The following is a 16,849-nucleotide window of genomic DNA, read 5'->3' as shown; positions in this document are numbered from 1 at the left end:
ACGAATGTCGCGCAGAAGGAACCGCGAAGTCGGCTGAGGGGCTTGGCGGGGGCGGACAGCGGCCCGCAAGGAAAGGATCAGCGCCTTTCCTTTTCTAGGGGCCGTCGCCAACGAAAGGACGGTTTCGTTCGGGGCCGCGCCGCGCGCGCGTCTCTCCCGAGCTTATCCCGAACCTAGCCCGCGAAACGGTTTTCTGTCCCGTCGAAAACTGTCCGCCGCACACCTTCCACTGTGGCGCGCAGGGTTACGCGCCACCGGCAAGCTCGATCACCTTCCGCTTCGACAGGTTGCGGTTGAACCGACGCCGGTTGAGTCTCAGCGAGATGACGCAGAGCCCGTAGAGCCAGTGCTGGTTGGCGGCCGAGCGTTGCAGACCGACCGTCCAGCAGATGGTCTTCCACCGCTCCCCATGGGCGCGCATCCAGACGATCTTGCCATCGACCGGATCGAGGCACGCGGTCCAGGTCAGCGTCTCCTCCATCCGGCTGATCGCCTGCGGCGAGGGCAGCACACGCATGGGCTTCGGCTCCTGGCCCACCTTGTCGGCGAAGCTGTGGACGATCTCGGGCCACGTGCTGAAGTAGCCCTGCCGTCGCGGCTCCGGCAGGCGCTTGAGCACGAAGGCCGCCTCAGCGAGACGGGCCTCGACGAGGGACGGGGTCCACTTATCCATGGCGCCCTCCTTCGTCGGAGGGGCGCGGCCCGTAGAGCTTTTCGCCCAGCTGGCGGACGAGCTCGCGTTCCGGCCAGGTCAGACGCGCGTCCTCGAGCGAGACGGCGAGCAGACCCTGCTCACGCCAGCCCTCGCGCTTCACCTGGTCCGGATCCCGGCGATGGCCGCCGTAGCCCTTGGGATGCCACCTCATGCGACACCCCCGTTCGTCTCGATGGCCCAGAGCAGCAGCGCGATGGCGTCGGCCTCGTTGTCGTCGGCAGGGCTGAAGCCTCGGGCCCGGGCGGCAGCGATCATCGCTTCCTTCGGCGCGTTGCCCTTGCCCGTGGCGTGGCGCTTGATCGTGCCGACAGGAACGCCGGCATAGGGCACGCCCCGCAGCTCGGCCCATGCCGTGAGCGTGGCCATCAGCCCGCCATAGACATGGGCTGCATCGGTTCCGGCGTGGCGGCGCACTTCCTCGAACCAGATCGCGGCGATCGGCCCCGACAGGCGGTCGATCTCGGTCAGCCAGTTGGTGAAGCGCAGATAGCGCATGCCGCCACCGTCGTAGCGACCGGGCCTGAAGCTCGCAGTTCCGCTGGTGATCAGCCCGTCCGGCGCGCGCAACGCCCAGCCGGTGCTGGTGCCGAGATCCAGCGCGAGAATGCAGGGGTTGAGACTGCCGGCAGCCGTGAGAGGCGTCGGGGCGATGTGTGGGGAGCGGTCCATGACGACCTCCTCTTCGAGTGAGAGGCCGGGGCGGCACGGCTGCCTGGTGAGGGCAGCACGCGCGCCCGGGTCGGGATCGCGAGGTCTGGTCACGGTCACGTTGTCGATGCCGGGAGCGCCCGGCACTTCCTTCAATGGCTTCACCCCGTCCGCTTGAAGGAAGTGAGGCCGCAAACCATTGGCAGAATGAGTATAAATCTCTTCTTTCAATATTTCAGTTACTTCATTGGGTATGTGTCTGGCACCCCGCCCTCTCCACGCGCGCGAGGGTCTTTGCGTGAAATATTGAAAGAAGTCCGCCGCGCCGGATTTCCGTTGCGGGACGGGGGCTTGGGCGGGAACTTCCTTCAAATGAAGGATGGGGGCGGTTGAAGGAAGCATCGTCCCGGCCCTCACCGCATCGCCCGGAAGCGCATGGCTTTCCGCCCCCCGGTCTCCTGCTCGACCGTGGCGACGTCGCCGCTCTCGACGAGCGTGAGCAGGATGTCGTCGCGGTCGCGCGCACGGAGCCATTGCGAGGCGCGTGTCAGTTCGGACTTGGTGACGCCGGCCGATCCTGCCTTGCGGATGATCTCGCGCACGCGTTTCAAATGCGCCTCGGTCTCGGTATCGGCGACATGGCGCTCGACGGCATCGATGGTGCGCCGGGCGAAATGGCGCACGAAATCGATGGCCCAGAGGGCATCCTCGACACGGATGACGGGGTGGACCGCATCGCGCCCCACGGCGAGGACGAGCGCGACCTTGGCCGCGTTCTCCGCGATCCGGGCGAGGATCGGCGTGTGGAACGTGCCGGCCGCGGCCCGGAGCTCGGCGGTGATCTCCTCGCCCAGCGCGTCGAAGCGCGCCTGCGCGTCGTCGTCCATCGGCACCGTCATCGGATCGACAGCCGTCTCGGGTCCGGAGGTTCGGCCGGCCAGGTTTCCGCTGGTCCGCACCCCGCCCTCGGCGAGCCGCTGCAGCCCTTCGATCAGTGGGCGCGGCGACGTGCGCAGCCCGGCACGACGGTTCTCGTCCGGGTAGTCCTCCTCGCTCGGCAGGATGATGAACCGGGCGAGCGAGCCGTCGACGACATTAGCGCCCTGCAGTGCCCCCCAGAAATGCAGCGGCGTCGTCGTGCCGTAGACGCAGAGGCAGGGCTGCACGATGTCGCGCCGATCGTTCGAGCCGTCCCGGTTGGCGTATTCCGCGCCGAGGAAGATCCCGCTGGCCGCAGTGTAGAGCTCGGTCATGTTGTCGAGGATCTCGGTGATGTGGCGCGGGCTGCGCTTGCGGTCGGCCGCCGCCGAGAGGAACATCCCGAACTCGTCGATTTGAAACAGGATCGCGGGCTGACGGTGGAGCGCGGTCAGGAGCCCCGCGCCCGAGGCGATCTTGTTGCCGCCGAGGTGTTGCGCCAGCCCCGCCGCGAAGAACAGCTCGTTGACGACCTCGCGGGCGTGGTTCTTGCCCGAGCCGCTGTCCGCAATGCCGACGATGTAGAGGTTCGTGCGCAGGTCGGTCGCCGTGCGGTAGCGCCGTCCCATCAGCGCGCCGAGGGCGCAGAGGCTGGCGCCCACCGCCAGAAGCGGCTGGGGTCTGCGCGCGGTGTCGATCATGTACCGCGCGAGATCGCCCACGAGCCCGCCCGGGATCGTCAGCGTGAACGACGGCGCAGGCGGGAGGATCGGCATCGGGGCCTCGGGCTGGGCGAGCCGCGCGAGGAGCCCTGCCGCCGGATGCTCGTCGGCCGCGCTGATCTTCTGACTGCCGTCGAGCAGCAGGTCAGGATCGGGCCGCCAGCCCTTCTCCATGGCGAGGTGATAGATCGTGCCGGCGCCGATCCGCGCGGGCTTGAAGCTCGTCCACGCCTTCGCCGTCGCGGCCGGGTCGTTCTTGGCCGCCTGTGCCGACCAGTCGGCGAAGAGCGCAGCACCCTCCTCGCCAAGCCCGCCCTTCAGCGCCATGCCGATGCGCATCCAGCTGTCGTAGTCGAGCTCGGCGTTCGGCAACCAGGCGAGCGCGCTCCGGATCGCGGCCAGTGTGCCAGCCTGTGCATGGGCCGGCAGACACGGATTCCCGGCCCCGTTCGCGCCCTTCGCGCCGAGGCTCTTCGGGCGCAGCTCGGGCGGGATCAGCGCCAGCGCCTCGTCGAGGAACGCCGCTGCCTGTTCGGCGTCGATTTCGGGCAGGCTCTCGATGTCGAGATCCGCGAGCCCCTCGTCCGGCCAGGCATAGGGCTGGCCGGTATCGGGATGCTCGGCATAGGCCACGAACTGCTGTCCGAGGCACAGAACCTCGAGCGGCGCGCGCCGGATCCCGGCGAAAGGCTCGGTCGCGCGATAGACCATGAGCCGCTTCGGCGGCTTTCCGATCCTGAGCGCCGGCGTGTCGCCCAGCCGTTCGCGGGCGAGCCGCTCGATGCGGAGCGCCAGGTCGCCATCCTCGGCAATATCGATGTCGAGCGCGGCGACCGCACCGCCGACGATCCCGACGCCGCAGTCGGGCCAGCTGGACCAGGTCGCGACCTCGAGCTCGGTCGTGGCGCGGCTCGCATGCCGGTTCCACTGCGGGTAGTCGTGCCAGGCCGCGCGGGCGAACCGGCCGGGTTTCTTGGTGCCGGGCGCGATCGGCAGGATCGCGTAGCCGTTGGTCACGAGGCGCGCGCCCACGCGCGCCATCCACGAGGTGTCCGCCATCAGAAGGGCACCTCAGGGATCACGCCGTCGAGCCGGGCACGGTCCTTCGCCGCCAGGTCACGCAGGTGGTCGCAGTAGCCGGTGACGATCACCTCGACGAAGGTGTCCCACTCCTCCTCGCTGAGTTGGGCGAGATCGGTCCGGCCGAGGCTGTCGAGATAGGCGCCGCCGGCCTTGCCGCCCTCGACCATGGCCGCCGTCTCATTGGGGGTCGGATCGATCATGCCCGACCTCCGGTGGCAGATGTCCTGGCAAAGCCGGCTGCAGAGGTCTCTGCGACTCGTGTCGCGCCGCGGGTCGGAGACGCGGAAGCGCGCGTCGAACCAGCCCCAGCCGCGGGGTTCTCGATGGCAGACGGCGCAGAGCCCGGCACGGCTGTAAGGCATGGGGCGAACCTGTAGGCGGTGATTTCGGTGAAGCGGCCGGCGGGGCGGACGGCGATCTCGGTGGGGCGACGCAGCTCGTCCGCCAGGATGAGCGCCTCGTCGACGGACTCCGGCACCTCCAGATCCGGCGCCCGCTCGCGCCACCAGCTCGCGGCCTTCCGGCGCGGATAGCCCTCGTGCTCGATGCAGACCCATTCCGTGTGGAAGCAGAGACCGCAGCGGTAGGTGACCTTGAGCGAGACCCGCCCGCCGCGCTTCTCATGGCGGCTGTAGGTGACGTCGGTGACGCCGACCCATTGCGGCTTGCCGGTCGACAGCACCTCCAGCGTCGAGGCGGTCGGCTCGAGCTTCACCTCGCGGCCGGGAAACTCGAAACCGCAGCCGGGACATTCGAGGGCCGCGATGGCCACGATGGTCCCGCATTCGGGGCAGATCTTCGTGGGCGGCGGCCCGTCGCCCGGACCGCCCGGCCGTTTCGGCCGCACCAGATCGATGGGGCCATGCCGCCGGACATTGCCCGCGAAATCGAGAACGAGACAGTTCTCCTTGCCCGCGGCGAGCCGCGTGCCCCGTCCGGCCATCTGGACATAGAGCCCTGCCGACTTGGTGGGCCGCAGCATGGCGATCAGATCCACGGCCGGCGCGTTGAAGCCCGTCGTCAGCACGCCCATCGAGGCCAGCGCCCTGATCTCGCCGCGCTTGAAGGCGGCGATGATCGCGTCACGCTCGTCCTTCGGCGTCTTGCCGAAGATCGTCGCGCAGCTAACCCCGCAGCGGCGGAACTCCTCGGCGACATGGGTGGCGTGGCGCACGCCGGAACAGAAGGCGAGCCAGGACCGGCGCGTTTCGCCATGGGCGATCACTTCGGCCACGGCCGCGCGTGTGATGGCGTCCTGGTCGACCGCGTCCTCGAGGTCGCGCGCGATGAACTCGCCACCCCGCGATCCCACGCCGGTCACGTCGAGGCGGGTCTTGGTCTGCTTCGAGATGAGCGGGGAGAGATAGCCCTGATAGATCAGGTCGCGGACCGACACCTCGTAGGCGATGTCGGTGAATAGCGCATTCTCGCCCTCGTGCAGCATGCCGCTGTCGAGCCGGAAGGGCGTCGCCGTCAGCCCGATCACCTTCAGCGCGGGGTTGATCGCCTGCAGGTCATTGAGGAAGCGGCGATACATGGTGTTCGACCGCCCGGGGATCAGATGGGCCTCGTCGATCAGCACCAGATCGGCGTGGCCGATGCGCGTCGCCTTGTCGTGGATCGACTGGATGCCGGCAAAGAGGATCCGGGCCCGCGCATCGCGGCGGCCGAGCCCGGCCGAGTAGATGCCCGCCGGCGCCTCGGGCCAGAGCCCCAGCATCTCGGCATGGTTCTGCGCGATCAGCTCGCGGACATGGGTGACGACGAGCACGCGCTGGTCGGGCCAGGCCTTGAGCACGCCGTCGATGAAGGCGGCCATGACGAGGCTCTTGCCGCCGGCCGTGGGGATCACGACGAGCGGGTTGCCGCTTTCCTTCTCGAAATAGCCGTAGATCGAGGTGATCGCGGCCTGCTGGTAGGGGCGCAGGGTCAGCATGCGGCGGCCTCTTCGCGGGCGTCGTTGGTCCAGGCCGAGCCGTCGCGCATGCGGTAGGAGACGAAGTCCTCGCCTGCGTCGGTCACCTCGCCGGGGACGAGATCGGGGATGAACATGTGCCGGCCGCAGGCGCGACGCTGGTCGGCAGGGTCGAGCAACCGGTCGTGGCGCGCGCAGTGCCAACCGCCCTCGACCGGTGTCGAATGCAGGCAGGACCGACAGGTGACAGCCGCGGCGTCCTCGCCGTGGCAGAGCCCGTGGTGGTCGCAGAACCGGCACTCGAACCAGGCGGGATCCGCGCTGATCCGCTCGGGCGGATGCTGGGCGAAGATGATCCGCCGCGCCTTCTCCAGCAGGCGTTCGCCCATCTCGGGGTCGGCCGGGACGCGCTCGATGTGCAGCGCGTCGGTGTCCTTGCAGACCGCGACGTAGAGCGCCCGCGTGATGCCGGTCAGGTGCATGTACACCTGCATCTGCGCGGCGTGCTGGGGCTTGGCGAGCACGACACCCTTGGCGACCAGCTCGGCGAAGCTCTTCGCCGAATGGGTCTTGAACTCGACGACGTGCCAGGTCTTCGGCGCTTCGAGCAGACCGAGGGCGACGGCGTCGAGCGAGCCGCCGAAATGTCCGCCATGCGCCTCGACGCGGAACTGCCGCCCGGTCTCGGGATCGACCTCCAGAACCGTCGCGCCGGTGGCGCGGAGGTCGCGGACAAGCCGGGCCTCTTCCAGCTGGCCGGTCTCGAACAGCCGCAGGATGCGGCCCGTGTGCCGCGCAGGCGTCGCCCAGCGGAAGTCGTACCAGAGCGCGCGGGCGCAGGACTTGCCGATCAGCGAGGCGCCGAGGTGGTCGCGGAAGCCGTCGCCCTGCCGCGCCTCGAAGGAGGCGTAGATCGCGGAGAGGGTCGGCGTCGGGGGTTCGGGGAGCTCGGCCATCAGCACGCCTCCTCCCGCTCGAGCCGCGCTCGAGCCTCCGCCAGCACAGCGGCCCAGGCGGCGCTGTCATGGCGTTCGCGCAGGACAGCGATGATCATGTCCTTCAGGCGCTCGCGCCGGCGGCGGCCGCCCTGACGGGCGACGATCTCGGCGCGCTCGCGGTTGAGGTGACGCAGCGCCGTGCGCGCGCGGTGAAACCAGTCGGGGTCGATCGGCTTGGCCGTCCGCTGCCGCGCCAGATCGGCGGTCGCGATCTGCGTGCGGATCTTCGCGATGGCGTCCTCGATCTCGATCAGGCGCCGGGTGTCGTCAGGCAAGCCGGGGGCGTTCGCGGCCGCGCAGGCCGCGTCGGTGGTGTTGGTCATGGTCGGTCTCTCGGGTCTGTCGATGTCCGGGCCGCCGCAGGTCTCAGCCCGCGGCGGCCGAGGGCGTCAGCTCTTGCGGTTCCAGGGCGCGGTGGCCGGGCGGGCGGGCGCCGACTGCGCGGGCGCGCTGGCCGGCTGCGTGGCGGCGGGCTTCGGCGGGGTCGCCTGCGGGGCCTCCGGCACCATGTAGCGGATCGTGTTGCGCTCGCCGTAGCCGTCCTTCGGGGGCTTCACGCCGACCTGGATCGTCATCGGGATCAGGTGCAGCTCCTCGCTGTCGTTCACCTGCAGCTTGCCCGTGGCGTGGCAGATCGCCGACAGCGTGCGCTGCGCGATCTCAACCGTGGTCGGGTTGGCGTTCACCAGGTTAAGCTGGTCGAAGACCTTGCGGCCCTGCTGCGGCCCCTCGAGGATGTCGAGCATCAGCCAGAGATACTTCCCCATCCCGTTCTTCGTGACGCGCATCTCGCTCTCGACGATCTGGGCGCGGTACTTGCCCGCGGGCAGGATCTCGTAGGCGGTGGTGGGCTCGATGCCGGCGGCGTCAAAGGCGGTGTCAAAACGTGCCATCGTGCTGTCCTTTCAGTCGTAATCAGGCGGATTGGGGCATGGCGGCCAGGAACTCCGACCACTCGAGCGGGAGCGTTTCCGGCAGGCCGTAGCGGTTCTTGGCGAGGAAGGCGGGGCGCTCCTCGGTGTGCATGACGCGCGCACCGGACCCGAGCGCCCGGGTCACCTTCTTGTTGAAGCCCACGTCGGACTTGCTGACCGAGATCCGGTAATTGGCGAAGAGCACGACGTCCGAGTGCTCCTGCAGCAGCGCGGAGGCGCGGGCCTGCAGCTTGATCACGTACCGGTCGTAGGGTTCGTGCTCGGGGCTATCGAAGCGCTTGATGTCGGTGTGGGCGATCTGGATGACCGCCATGCCCTTCCGGTCGCGGAGCGCGTTCAGTCTGTCGATGTATTCGCGCCAGATGGTCAGCGCCTCGGCGTAGCCCTTGCCGAAGCCGGGGCTTTCGATCGACTGCCAGCCGTTGCGCCGGCAGGCCTCGGCCCAGATCAGCGGCTCCAGCCAGTCCACGCTGTCGACGACCACCGTCGAGTAGCTGTGGTCCTCGTCGAGCAGGGCGTCGAGCGCCTCGGCGACCTCCGCGTAGCTCGTCGCCAGCGGGAAATGCGGCACCTGGAGCTTGCCGAGACCGTCCTCGGTGAGAACGAACACGGGCGCGTCGGCGGACGCGGCGAAGGTGGACTTGCCGATGCCGGCGACGCCGTGGATCAGCACGCGCGGCGGCCGCAGAGCCGTCGAGGTTTGCAGGGATGCGAGCGAGATGGCCATCAGCGCGCCTCCTCGCCGAGAAGCAGCCGGAACTTGGGCTTGCCGCTACGGACCGTGCGCGCGGGCTCGAACTCCTGGCGGATGTCCTTTGGCCAGGCGGTGTACTTGCGCTCGGGGACGCTGAACGCGATGTCGACGTACTCGGCGGGATCGGCGCCATCCGCCCGGATGCGCTCGACCAGACCGGCGAGCATCGCCTGGTCCCAATCGACGCGCTTGGGGAGCTCCGCGACCACCGTGACCGGGCCGTCCTGCAGCCTGACCGTGCCGGTGTCCTTGCTCTCCGCGCGGCGCGCCTCCTGCGCCTGGTCGCCGTACTTCAGCGCGATGGCGCCATCGAGCCAGTCGCTGAGGGTCTTCGCGGCGCGCAGCCGCTCGTCGGCGTCCTGCTTCAGGAGCGCCAGCTGGTCGCCCGGCAGAGCGGCGATCTCGCCCACCGGCATGGTGGGAAGGTCGTCGAGGGTGATGCGGTTGGGGATCGTCATGGCCGCCCCCTCACGCCAGCTTCACGGCGGGCTTGTCGGACGTGCTCGAGCAGTGCCGGTTGGCCTCGTAGGCCTCGACATCCTCGAGCCGGTACACAACCCGGCCTCCGATCTTGATGAAGGCGGGGCCCTCACCGGTCCAACGCCAGCGCTCCAGCGTGCGCGGGCTGATCTTCCATCGAGCCGCCAGCTCGACCTGGTTGAGATGTGTGACTGACATCGTCGTCTCCTTCGCGATTGGCCGAATGCCTGCGAAGGACGATGGGGGAGCGCCTAGGAGGGCAGCGGGAGGAGCCAAGGAGGAGAGACGGGAGGAATGCAAATCGAGGCGCCCGAAACCGAAAAAGGCCGCCCCGAAGGACGGCCTTTCACGTCACCGATTTGCGGTCAGCCTTCGATCCAGCAACTCGCGCCGCTTTCGAAGATGACCCGCTTCCAAGCCGGGTGTCCCTTGAAGAGCTCGGACAGTCTCCGAACGGTTCGACCGCAAGCGGCCGCCTCCAAAACCGCATCCGTCGAGAGCCGGTGTTCCCCCGCGATGAAGGCCTCGGCCATCATAAGCACTGCAGCCTTCTGCTTCGTGCCTTTGAACTCAAAGCGTTCACCGTGGACGATCAGGATCGCTCCGTCACCGGAGACCCAAACCGGCCCCTGATCAGAAGGACCCGTCAGCAGCCGTGCCGAAAGGATTCCGGGGTTCGCGGCGATCCCGTCTTCATGATCGACCACATCTTCAAACGGCACGATCTCGTGGCCTTTCAGGGTCGAGCGGCAAAGCCCCTTGGCCGGATCAAGGGATATAACTAGCCGCAAGCCTTCGGACGGACGGCGCGCGGCGAGCTGGCGGAACTGGTCGAAGGCCCCTGGAACGCTCAAGCCGCGTACCACCCAGATCCCGACGCGCGCTGTACGGTTCGGTAGCCGCGCAGCTCCGAAATCCAACACCACGCCATCGAGATACGGCACCGGGTCCTTGCCGAGTGAGCAATCGAGCCGGGCGACCACTCGCCGAGCTGCTGCCGCCATGTCCAGCGCATAGACTTGGCGGCGGCCGCTCGCCCGTTCGTCGTGCCATGCCGCGTTGCCGAGATGCCCGTGATGGCCGGTGATCGGGTGGGCGATGACGGACGTCGGCGTGTCGTCCAAGTCGTCCTCGGCAACGACGGACATCGCGCTGCCGCGCTGCACGATCAGTCCGGCGTCCATCAGCGTCTTTCCGGCGCTGCGCATGTGCGCCAGCGCCATGGCCGAAACCCGCGCGTCGCGGGTTCCGGCGATGGACGAGATCAGCCGGCGGGCGGCGAGGTCAATCCTCGAAGAGCTGCAAGTCATCGACCAGGACCCCCCAGCGCCGCAGGTACTTCTCGCCGATCATCTGCTCGGTCGCGGTGCGGTCCTTCAGATCGCAGCCATGAGGCCAGGTGATCGTCAGGGCCAGCGTCCGCCGGCGGTCGCCTCGCGGACGGCGGGCGAGCTTCACGGCGATCTTGGCCCGCGTGACGACGTAGCCCTCGCTCAGGGGCGTGCGATCCCCGAACCTTTCCTCCGCCTTCGCCCAGATCGTCTCGTCGGCTCGGGCGGGCTTCTCCAGCGTCACCCGGAAATCACTGTCGTCGATCGGCATCAGACGCAGCTCGCGCACCTCGACGCCCTCGATCCAGTCCTCCGGATCGACCGGGAAGTCATACGGGTTCAGAAGCACCGAGAGATCGTAGCACCGCAGCGGCAGGCGGTTCTCCTTGAACGCGATGCCGAGAAGGTGCGTGACCGTCGCCTTAACGATCTCGCTCCGCGTCGCCTTGTCGTTGGCGATCACCTCGATGCCGCCGGTGGCGGGCTCGTAGGTCACCGCGGCCTCGAACACAGGACGATAGGCCTGCCGCACGAGGGACCCCCTGTCGTCGAAGCGCAGCAGATCGTCGGGCCGTCCCTCGCGGTAGATCGTCACCTGCACCAGGTCGCATTCGTCGCCCTCATGGGTCGTCCGCACCCGGTCGAAGATGTCGACATGAGCATGGGCGGCGCCCGAGAACTCCTTGATCGCGGAGACGAAGGCGTGGCGGGCCGATGCATCGCGCTGCACGACGCAGCCGGCGTCGGTCATGTAGCCGGCCCACATCCGACCGCGCCGGCGGTCCTCCGTGAAGCGGACTTCCTCGGCATAACGAAAGCGGTCCTGCGCGTTCAGGAACATCCAGAGCGACCGCGCGTGCGGGTTCGCGAGCCCGTCGAGGAAGGCGGGATCCTCGGCCACGCTGTAGATTGCGGCCTGCCCGGGCTCATCGGACAGGCCATGGACGCGCTCGGCGTCGTTCGAGATGCGGTCGCGCTGGACGCGGGACATCTTCTCGATGGCGCCGAGAAGCGGCCCGGACAGATCGGCGTCCGATTCGGGCCAGTCGAACTCGGTGGGCAGGCCGATCTCCGGCCGGTCGAAGTATTCGCGCAGCGCCTCACCGGGCGTCTTGCGAAGGAAGGCGGACAGTGCAGTCACCATGATCTCCTTTCTGGCGATTCCATGTATCGGCTGATCTGCTAATCAGCGTATATCGCGCCAGAGGGGAGTCAACCGAAAAAATACGCACTTCCGCGGATTCGCAATCAGCGGCCGAAGAGCGAGGGCTGTCCGCGTACCGAAGTGATCAGGTTCAGCTTCAGCAGCCTGATGCGCGCGGCCTCTTCGGAAACCGCGAAACGCTCCATGACCATCTGGATCAGCACCACAGCATGCTCCGTCGAAACATGGATATCGCCATGCAGCTCGCGTGGGCCGCAGTAGTCGGACACGAGGCGACGGACCGGCGTGGCCGGCATCAGCAGCGCGCCGCTGATATAGCCAGCCTGCCATTCCATCCAGTCGGACTGCGGGGCGTCCAGGATGTTGTCGCGCTTGGAGATCGCCTTGTTCGCATTCACGCCGCGCTCGAGCAGGTCGCCGTTGGCGAACTTCTGCGCCCAGAGAGGCCCGTGGAACTTCACGTGCCCGAACTCGTGGGTGAGCGTGGTGCGGAAACGATTCTCGCGCCGCTCGTCGGCCGCGATGCGTTCCGAGATGGAGACCTTGGGCCCCCGGTCGGGGAAGAACTCGGTGACGCCTTCCACATCGGGCCCGTACGCTGACAGGTCGGCGTAAGGGTCAAGGTCCGCATCGTGCATCTCGATCAGCACGGTCAGGTCGTCGGTCGCCACGGGGTAGTCGACCGTCCCGCGGCGCTTCAGCAGAAGGTCCCGGATCAGCCGCTCGCATTCATCGTCGAGATCCCGCGCAGCGTAGAAGGGTCGCTCGGCAAAGCGGCCCGTGTTGTCACGGATCATCTTCACCATGCGAACCTCCTTACTCCTTCAACGTCTTCCTGAAATTGGCGAAGGCCTCGACGACCTTGTCCGGGGTGGACGCGTCCGGCCGCAGATCATCCGGTAGCCGGCCAGCGAGTGCGAATAGGTAGTCCTCCGGGATGTTCAGGATTCCGGAGAACTGGCGGATCAGGTGCCCCGAGCTGGGGCTGCGTCGATCGTGCTCGATGTCGTTGAGATACTGCGGGGATATCGACCCGCCGCCCTCTTCCTTCATCACGCGCGCTGCGAGCTCCTTCTGGCTGAGACCGAGCCCCTTTCGGGCCTTCGAAATCGCCTGGCCGAAGGTCACACCGTCGGCGGACATGGCCGGTTCATCTCTTGCTCTCCCTGTCAATCCGCTTGTTCGCGGATATGCGAACTGTTACGCCTTATCCCCAAGGTGATCAACAGGGAGGTCGTTGCGACTGGGCCGTTTCGAGCATTTGGACGAGGGGGACTGCCTCAAGAGCGTCGACACCCGACTCGCGCCCGTGTAGAAACTGGGTCAACTGCAGCTGCCAAAAAGGCAATTTTCGAGCGCAGGGTCGGCAGTCGAGCAGCGTTGACGCCTGCCGAAAGAGGAGGGAGGCAGTGCAGAGATGGCGACCGCGGATCACATAAAAGCGCTCATTCGAAGTCACTCTGAGGGTGACGAAGAGCGCTTCTATGCGATCGCGCTGCAGGTGGCCGCTCAGGCGGCCCGGCAGGGTCACACCAAAATGGCAAAGGAGTTGCGCGATCTGGTAGATCGCGCGAAAGCGCACGGTGAGCCGCCGGCACAGGGTCAAAAGACGAAGCCTGTACCGATAGTTCAGCCACGCGGTGAACTCGCCGGCCTACTCACGGCCTCATTCCCGACAATCCGTCTCGCTGATATGGCGCTTGATCAGTCAGTGCGCTCCCGCCTCGAACGCATCCTTCTCGAGCAACGCCAGCGCGAAAAGCTGCGTGCCCACGGCATGTCTCCAATACAAAAACTCCTCCTTGTTGGCCCGCCTGGGACTGGCAAGACGATGACGGCATCCGCATTGGCCAGTGAACTTGGAATACCACTCTTCACAATCCGCCTCGACGGCCTGATCACGCGGTATCTCGGTGAAACCGCCGCGAAGCTGCGGCTGATATTTGATGCGATCCAGCAGACCCGGGCCGTTTACTTTTTCGACGAGTTCGACGCTCTCGGGAGCGAGCGCGCCACCAAGAACGAGGTAGGCGAGATACGTCGCGTGCTGAACTCGTTCCTTCAGTTTCTCGAGCAAGATGACTCGGACAGCCTCGTTGCAGGCGCCACCAACCATCCGCAAATCCTGGACAAGGCGCTCTTCCGGCGCTTTGATGCTGTGATCGAGTATGGCCTGCCGTCGGCAGATATTTCCGAACAGGTCATGCGCGCCCGACTAGCACTTCTTGATACGTCCAAGGTGGATTGGTCTGCTGCAGCTGAAGCCGCAGAAGGGCTTAGCCACTCGGAGGTAACCCGGGCCTGCGAGCAGGCGGCAAAGAACGCCATCCTACAACAACATACCCGCATCGACACCGGGGAGGTTGTCGAAGCTTTGCGCGAACGACGCGCTGTGCATCGATGATCCGGTGAGGTTGCGATTACGATGACAGCGCCGCGAAACCGGAAGCATCTCATAGTTCCGAATGTTCCTCGGTCGGAGGACTACCGCCCCCACCCACGGAAGATTGACGTTCCCGTCTACCCGGGCCCACCGAACCGGCCCGCTCATGCGGCAGCGCTTAGCGAATCTTTGTCGACCATCAGGGAACAGGCAAACGCCAGCAGACAGGAAACAAGTGTAGTTGTCGAAGGCGCGCCGTCTGGGATCACGGTTGAGTTCGAAAGTCCTCCTGGCTTTGATCTGAAGCTTCAGTCGCTCGAGAACAAACAGAAGGGGATCGAGCTACTGAATGTCCGATTTGCCACGGGAGACGGCGACGGTCCCGTTCAACTCGCGACAGTTTTCATCCCCGATGGCGCTCTGAAGCACTTTTTCGACCGGTTCCAGCAGTACGCCGACGAAACGACGCAGAAGGGCGAACCACGCCACAAGGATCTGGTGGACCGGATTGCGACGCTACGGAAGGCAAGCTTGCGAGCGCTCTGGACCGACACCGACGCCGCTTTTCCCGCTGAAGACGAAGTGTCGTGGTGGGAAGTCTGGCTGCGACGCCACGACGGTGCCGAACTCGCCCGCCTCATGGACTTTGGGGAACAGACGGGGGTCAACGTCGGCGAGCGCCGACTTGGTTTTGACGATCGTATCGTCGTCCTGGTGCAAGGAACGGTCGCCCAACTTTCTGCCTCCTTGGACGTGCTCAACGATTTCGCGGAGTTACGACGAGCTAAGGAAACTGCTGCATTCTTCGTGAACGATCTCACTCCAGTCGAGCAGGCCGATTGGGTGGGCGACCTCAAGGAGCGCACAGTGACTCCAGATGCGAGTGCGCCTGCGGTCTGCATCCTCGACACTGGCGTGACGTATGGACATCCTCTTCTTCAGGAAATCTTGGCACCAGAAGACGCAACGACCGTCGTTCCGACTTGGGGCGCGCACGACCATCATGGCCACGGCACCGAAATGGCCGGCCTTTCTGGCTACGGAGACATGATCGATGTGCTGGTGTCCACCGAACCAGTGCCGCTTCGCCACCGCCTCGAGTCGGTCAAGATTCTCCCGCCTCATGGAGCCAACCCGCCAGAGCTCTATGGCGCCATCACTGCTCAAGCAGTAGCACGTCCCGAGATCCAAGCACCTCAACGACGCCGCACATTCTCGATGGCCGTGACCGCTACCGACGAGCGGGACCGTGGGCAGCCAACCTCTTGGTCAGCGGCAATTGACGCGCTTGCAGTAGGCCGATCGTTCGACGCAACGAACCAAGGCCTAGTCTACTTGGAAGATGACGCATCAAATGTACCGCGTCTCTTCGTGCTTAGTGCGGGTAATGTCAATGGCACGAACTTGCAGAAGGAACACCTCGATCGAAGCGACCTCGAGGCTATTCATGACCCTGCGCACGCTTGGAACGCGCTGACCGTAGGCGCGTACACAGAGAAAGCGATCATAAACGACCCATCTTTCGCCGGGTGGTCACCCTTGGCCGCGGCGGGTGATCTCTCGCCCTGGAGCACAACCTCAGTGTTGTTTCAGGAGACATGGCCACTTAAGCCCGACGTAGTCTTTGAGGGCGGGAATCTCGCCCTGAATGGGGAAGCTATCGACTTCCCTGTTGCAGATCTTTGCTTGCTGTCAACGCACCACAAACCAGCGGAGAAGAGCTTCGCACTTTCGTGGGCGACGAGCGCGGCAACGGCGCAAGTGGCGCGGATGGCAGCCATGATCAGCGCCGAGTATCCGCAACTCTGGCCGGAGAGCGTCCGAGGCCTGATCGTCCAGTCGGCAAGATGGACTAAGGCGATGCGGAAGCACATCGACGGTGCCGGAGGAAAGAAGGCCCGGGCGAAGCTTCTTCGCCGATATGGTTATGGCGTACCGAATCTCCCCGCCGCACTTCGAAGCGCCGGCGATGCGCTTACCCTCGTCGCGCAGTCAACGATCCGCCCTTTCGCCAATGGAAAGATGCGCGAGTTGCATTTGCATGAACTGCCCTGGCCGAAGTCGGTACTGACGGAGATGGGAGAGACGCCCGTTCGAGTGCGGGTTACGCTGTCGTATTTCATCGAGCCCAACCCTGGCAGACGTGGTTGGAAGACACGTCACCGCTATGCTTCACACGGCTTGCGCTTCGACATGAAACTTCCAACCGAGAGCACAGATGAGTTCCATAAGCGCTTGAACCAGAAAGCGCTCGAAGAAGACGAAGGGAAGCCCGCCCCCGCTGGGGGCCTGGCCGATTGGTACATTGGAGAAGCCCGTAACAAGGGCTCCGTTCATTCAGACATTTGGGTTGGCACCGCTGCGGATCTTGCTGAGCGCGGCGCGATAGGAATCTATCCGGTCTCTGGCTGGTGGAAGGATCAGCCCAAGCGCGATCGAAGCGGACTTGGTGCGCGTTATTCGCTGATTGTCACCATAGAAACCGAAGCCGAAGACTTCGACATCTGGACACCGGTTGCACAGGAGATTGGTGTGGCGGAGCTGGAGGCAGAGGTGGAATTGTAGCCTCTACGCACGACTTCGGCCCCTCTTGCTTCCACAGTGCTTCCACGGGCGGCGGAAACGCAAACGCCGCCCCGGAGGGCGGCGCATAAGCGTTTGATAACGCGGATAGATTTGGTTGCGGGGACAGGATTTGAACCTGTGACCTTCAGGTTATGAGCCTGACGAGCTACCGGGCTGCTCTACCCCGCGACCGTGCCGCTGTTGCGGCGGGGTTTTCCCCGTGGGATCCGGTGCGGT

Annotated in this window: 18 protein-coding genes and 1 tRNA gene; 2 read left to right on the top strand and 17 right to left on the bottom strand. The window is 66.0% G+C overall.

Going from position 1 to position 16,849, the window contains the following annotated elements; genetic code table 11:
- Positions 1-244 precede the first annotated feature (244 nt).
- The 16 genes from IC63_RS05970 to IC63_RS05895 all read right to left on the bottom strand — a co-directional run bounded on the left by IC63_RS05970 (position 245) and on the right by IC63_RS05895 (position 12,807).
- Entirely contained in the window at positions 245-673 is a 429-nt protein-coding gene (locus IC63_RS05970; protein WP_036717942.1) for a DUF6362 family protein, read from the bottom strand.
- The gene (locus IC63_RS05965) at positions 666-866 is read right to left on the bottom strand and encodes a hypothetical protein (protein WP_028030855.1); all 201 of its coding nucleotides are present in this window, start codon (positions 864-866) and stop codon (positions 666-668) included. Before IC63_RS05965 ends, IC63_RS05970 begins: the two co-directional genes overlap by 8 nt.
- Positions 863-1,384, bottom strand: a complete 522-nt coding sequence (locus IC63_RS05960) for a crossover junction endodeoxyribonuclease RuvC (protein WP_036717938.1) — start codon at positions 1,382-1,384, stop codon at positions 863-865. Before IC63_RS05960 ends, IC63_RS05965 begins: the two co-directional genes overlap by 4 nt.
- A gap of 392 nt (positions 1,385-1,776) precedes the next feature.
- Positions 1,777-4,062 (bottom strand): PriCT-2 domain-containing protein, encoded by a 2,286-nt coding sequence (locus IC63_RS05955; protein WP_036717935.1) that lies wholly within the window; start codon positions 4,060-4,062, stop codon positions 1,777-1,779.
- Positions 4,062-4,286 (bottom strand): DUF6511 domain-containing protein, encoded by a 225-nt coding sequence (locus tag IC63_RS05950; protein ID WP_036717934.1) that lies wholly within the window; start codon positions 4,284-4,286, stop codon positions 4,062-4,064. The genes IC63_RS05955 and IC63_RS05950 overlap by 1 nt, the downstream gene beginning before the upstream one ends.
- Complete coding sequence (locus IC63_RS05945; RefSeq protein ID WP_084115539.1) at positions 4,283-6,022, bottom strand: DEAD/DEAH box helicase; 1,740 nt, start codon at positions 6,020-6,022, stop codon at positions 4,283-4,285. Before IC63_RS05945 ends, IC63_RS05950 begins: the two co-directional genes overlap by 4 nt.
- Entirely contained in the window at positions 6,016-6,957 is a 942-nt protein-coding gene (locus tag IC63_RS05940; RefSeq protein WP_036718043.1) for a PD-(D/E)XK nuclease family protein, read from the bottom strand. Before IC63_RS05940 ends, IC63_RS05945 begins: the two co-directional genes overlap by 7 nt.
- Entirely contained in the window at positions 6,957-7,322 is a 366-nt protein-coding gene (locus IC63_RS05935; RefSeq protein WP_156965372.1) for a hypothetical protein, read from the bottom strand. The genes IC63_RS05940 and IC63_RS05935 overlap by 1 nt, the downstream gene beginning before the upstream one ends.
- A gap of 66 nt (positions 7,323-7,388) precedes the next feature.
- Entirely contained in the window at positions 7,389-7,892 is a 504-nt protein-coding gene (locus IC63_RS05930; protein WP_036717931.1) for a DUF669 domain-containing protein, read from the bottom strand.
- Between the two features lie 22 nt (positions 7,893-7,914).
- Positions 7,915-8,661 carry an ATP-binding protein gene (locus tag IC63_RS05925; RefSeq protein ID WP_036717928.1) on the bottom strand — a complete coding sequence of 249 codons (747 nt, stop codon included), beginning with the start codon at positions 8,659-8,661 and terminating at the stop codon, positions 7,915-7,917.
- On the bottom strand, positions 8,661-9,146 hold the full coding sequence (locus tag IC63_RS05920; protein WP_036717927.1) for a hypothetical protein: 486 nt from the start codon (positions 9,144-9,146) through the stop codon (positions 8,661-8,663). The genes IC63_RS05925 and IC63_RS05920 overlap by 1 nt, the downstream gene beginning before the upstream one ends.
- A 10-nt stretch (positions 9,147-9,156) precedes the next feature.
- Positions 9,157-9,366, bottom strand: a complete 210-nt coding sequence (locus IC63_RS05915; protein WP_036717925.1) for a helix-turn-helix transcriptional regulator — start codon at positions 9,364-9,366, stop codon at positions 9,157-9,159.
- A 167-nt stretch (positions 9,367-9,533) separates the two neighbouring features.
- Positions 9,534-10,391 (bottom strand): hypothetical protein, encoded by an 858-nt coding sequence (locus IC63_RS05910; protein WP_036717922.1) that lies wholly within the window; start codon positions 10,389-10,391, stop codon positions 9,534-9,536.
- Between the two features lie 61 nt (positions 10,392-10,452).
- Positions 10,453-11,643, bottom strand: a complete 1,191-nt coding sequence (locus IC63_RS05905) for a hypothetical protein (RefSeq protein ID WP_232222523.1) — start codon at positions 11,641-11,643, stop codon at positions 10,453-10,455.
- A 104-nt stretch (positions 11,644-11,747) separates the two neighbouring features.
- On the bottom strand, positions 11,748-12,470 hold the full coding sequence (locus IC63_RS05900) for an ImmA/IrrE family metallo-endopeptidase (RefSeq protein WP_036717920.1): 723 nt from the start codon (positions 12,468-12,470) through the stop codon (positions 11,748-11,750).
- 10 nt (positions 12,471-12,480) lie between these two features.
- On the bottom strand, positions 12,481-12,807 hold the full coding sequence (locus IC63_RS05895) for a helix-turn-helix domain-containing protein (protein WP_036717917.1): 327 nt from the start codon (positions 12,805-12,807) through the stop codon (positions 12,481-12,483).
- Positions 12,808-13,081: 274 nt separating this feature from the next.
- Here IC63_RS05895 and IC63_RS05890 point away from each other — a divergent pair, with 274 nt between their 5' ends.
- Together IC63_RS05890 and IC63_RS17350 are read left to right on the top strand one after the other, a co-directional pair.
- Positions 13,082-14,068, top strand: a complete 987-nt coding sequence (locus IC63_RS05890) for an AAA family ATPase (RefSeq protein ID WP_036717916.1) — start codon at positions 13,082-13,084, stop codon at positions 14,066-14,068.
- Between the two features lie 168 nt (positions 14,069-14,236).
- A complete protein-coding gene (locus tag IC63_RS17350; protein ID WP_198026263.1) occupies positions 14,237-16,612 on the top strand; it encodes a S8 family peptidase in 2,376 nt (791 codons plus the stop codon).
- A 112-nt stretch (positions 16,613-16,724) separates the two neighbouring features.
- On the opposite strand, the gene IC63_RS05880 is transcribed toward IC63_RS17350, so the two are convergent.
- Positions 16,725-16,801 (bottom strand) — tRNA-Met (locus IC63_RS05880).
- Positions 16,802-16,849: the final 48 nt, after the last annotated feature.

The sequence above is a fragment of the Paracoccus sphaerophysae genome (genome assembly GCF_000763805.1).
In the GTDB taxonomy this organism is placed as follows: domain Bacteria; phylum Pseudomonadota; class Alphaproteobacteria; order Rhodobacterales; family Rhodobacteraceae; genus Paracoccus; species Paracoccus sphaerophysae.
Note: the sequence above shows the minus strand (reverse complement) of the source record. Positions and strands in the feature narration are given on the sequence as shown.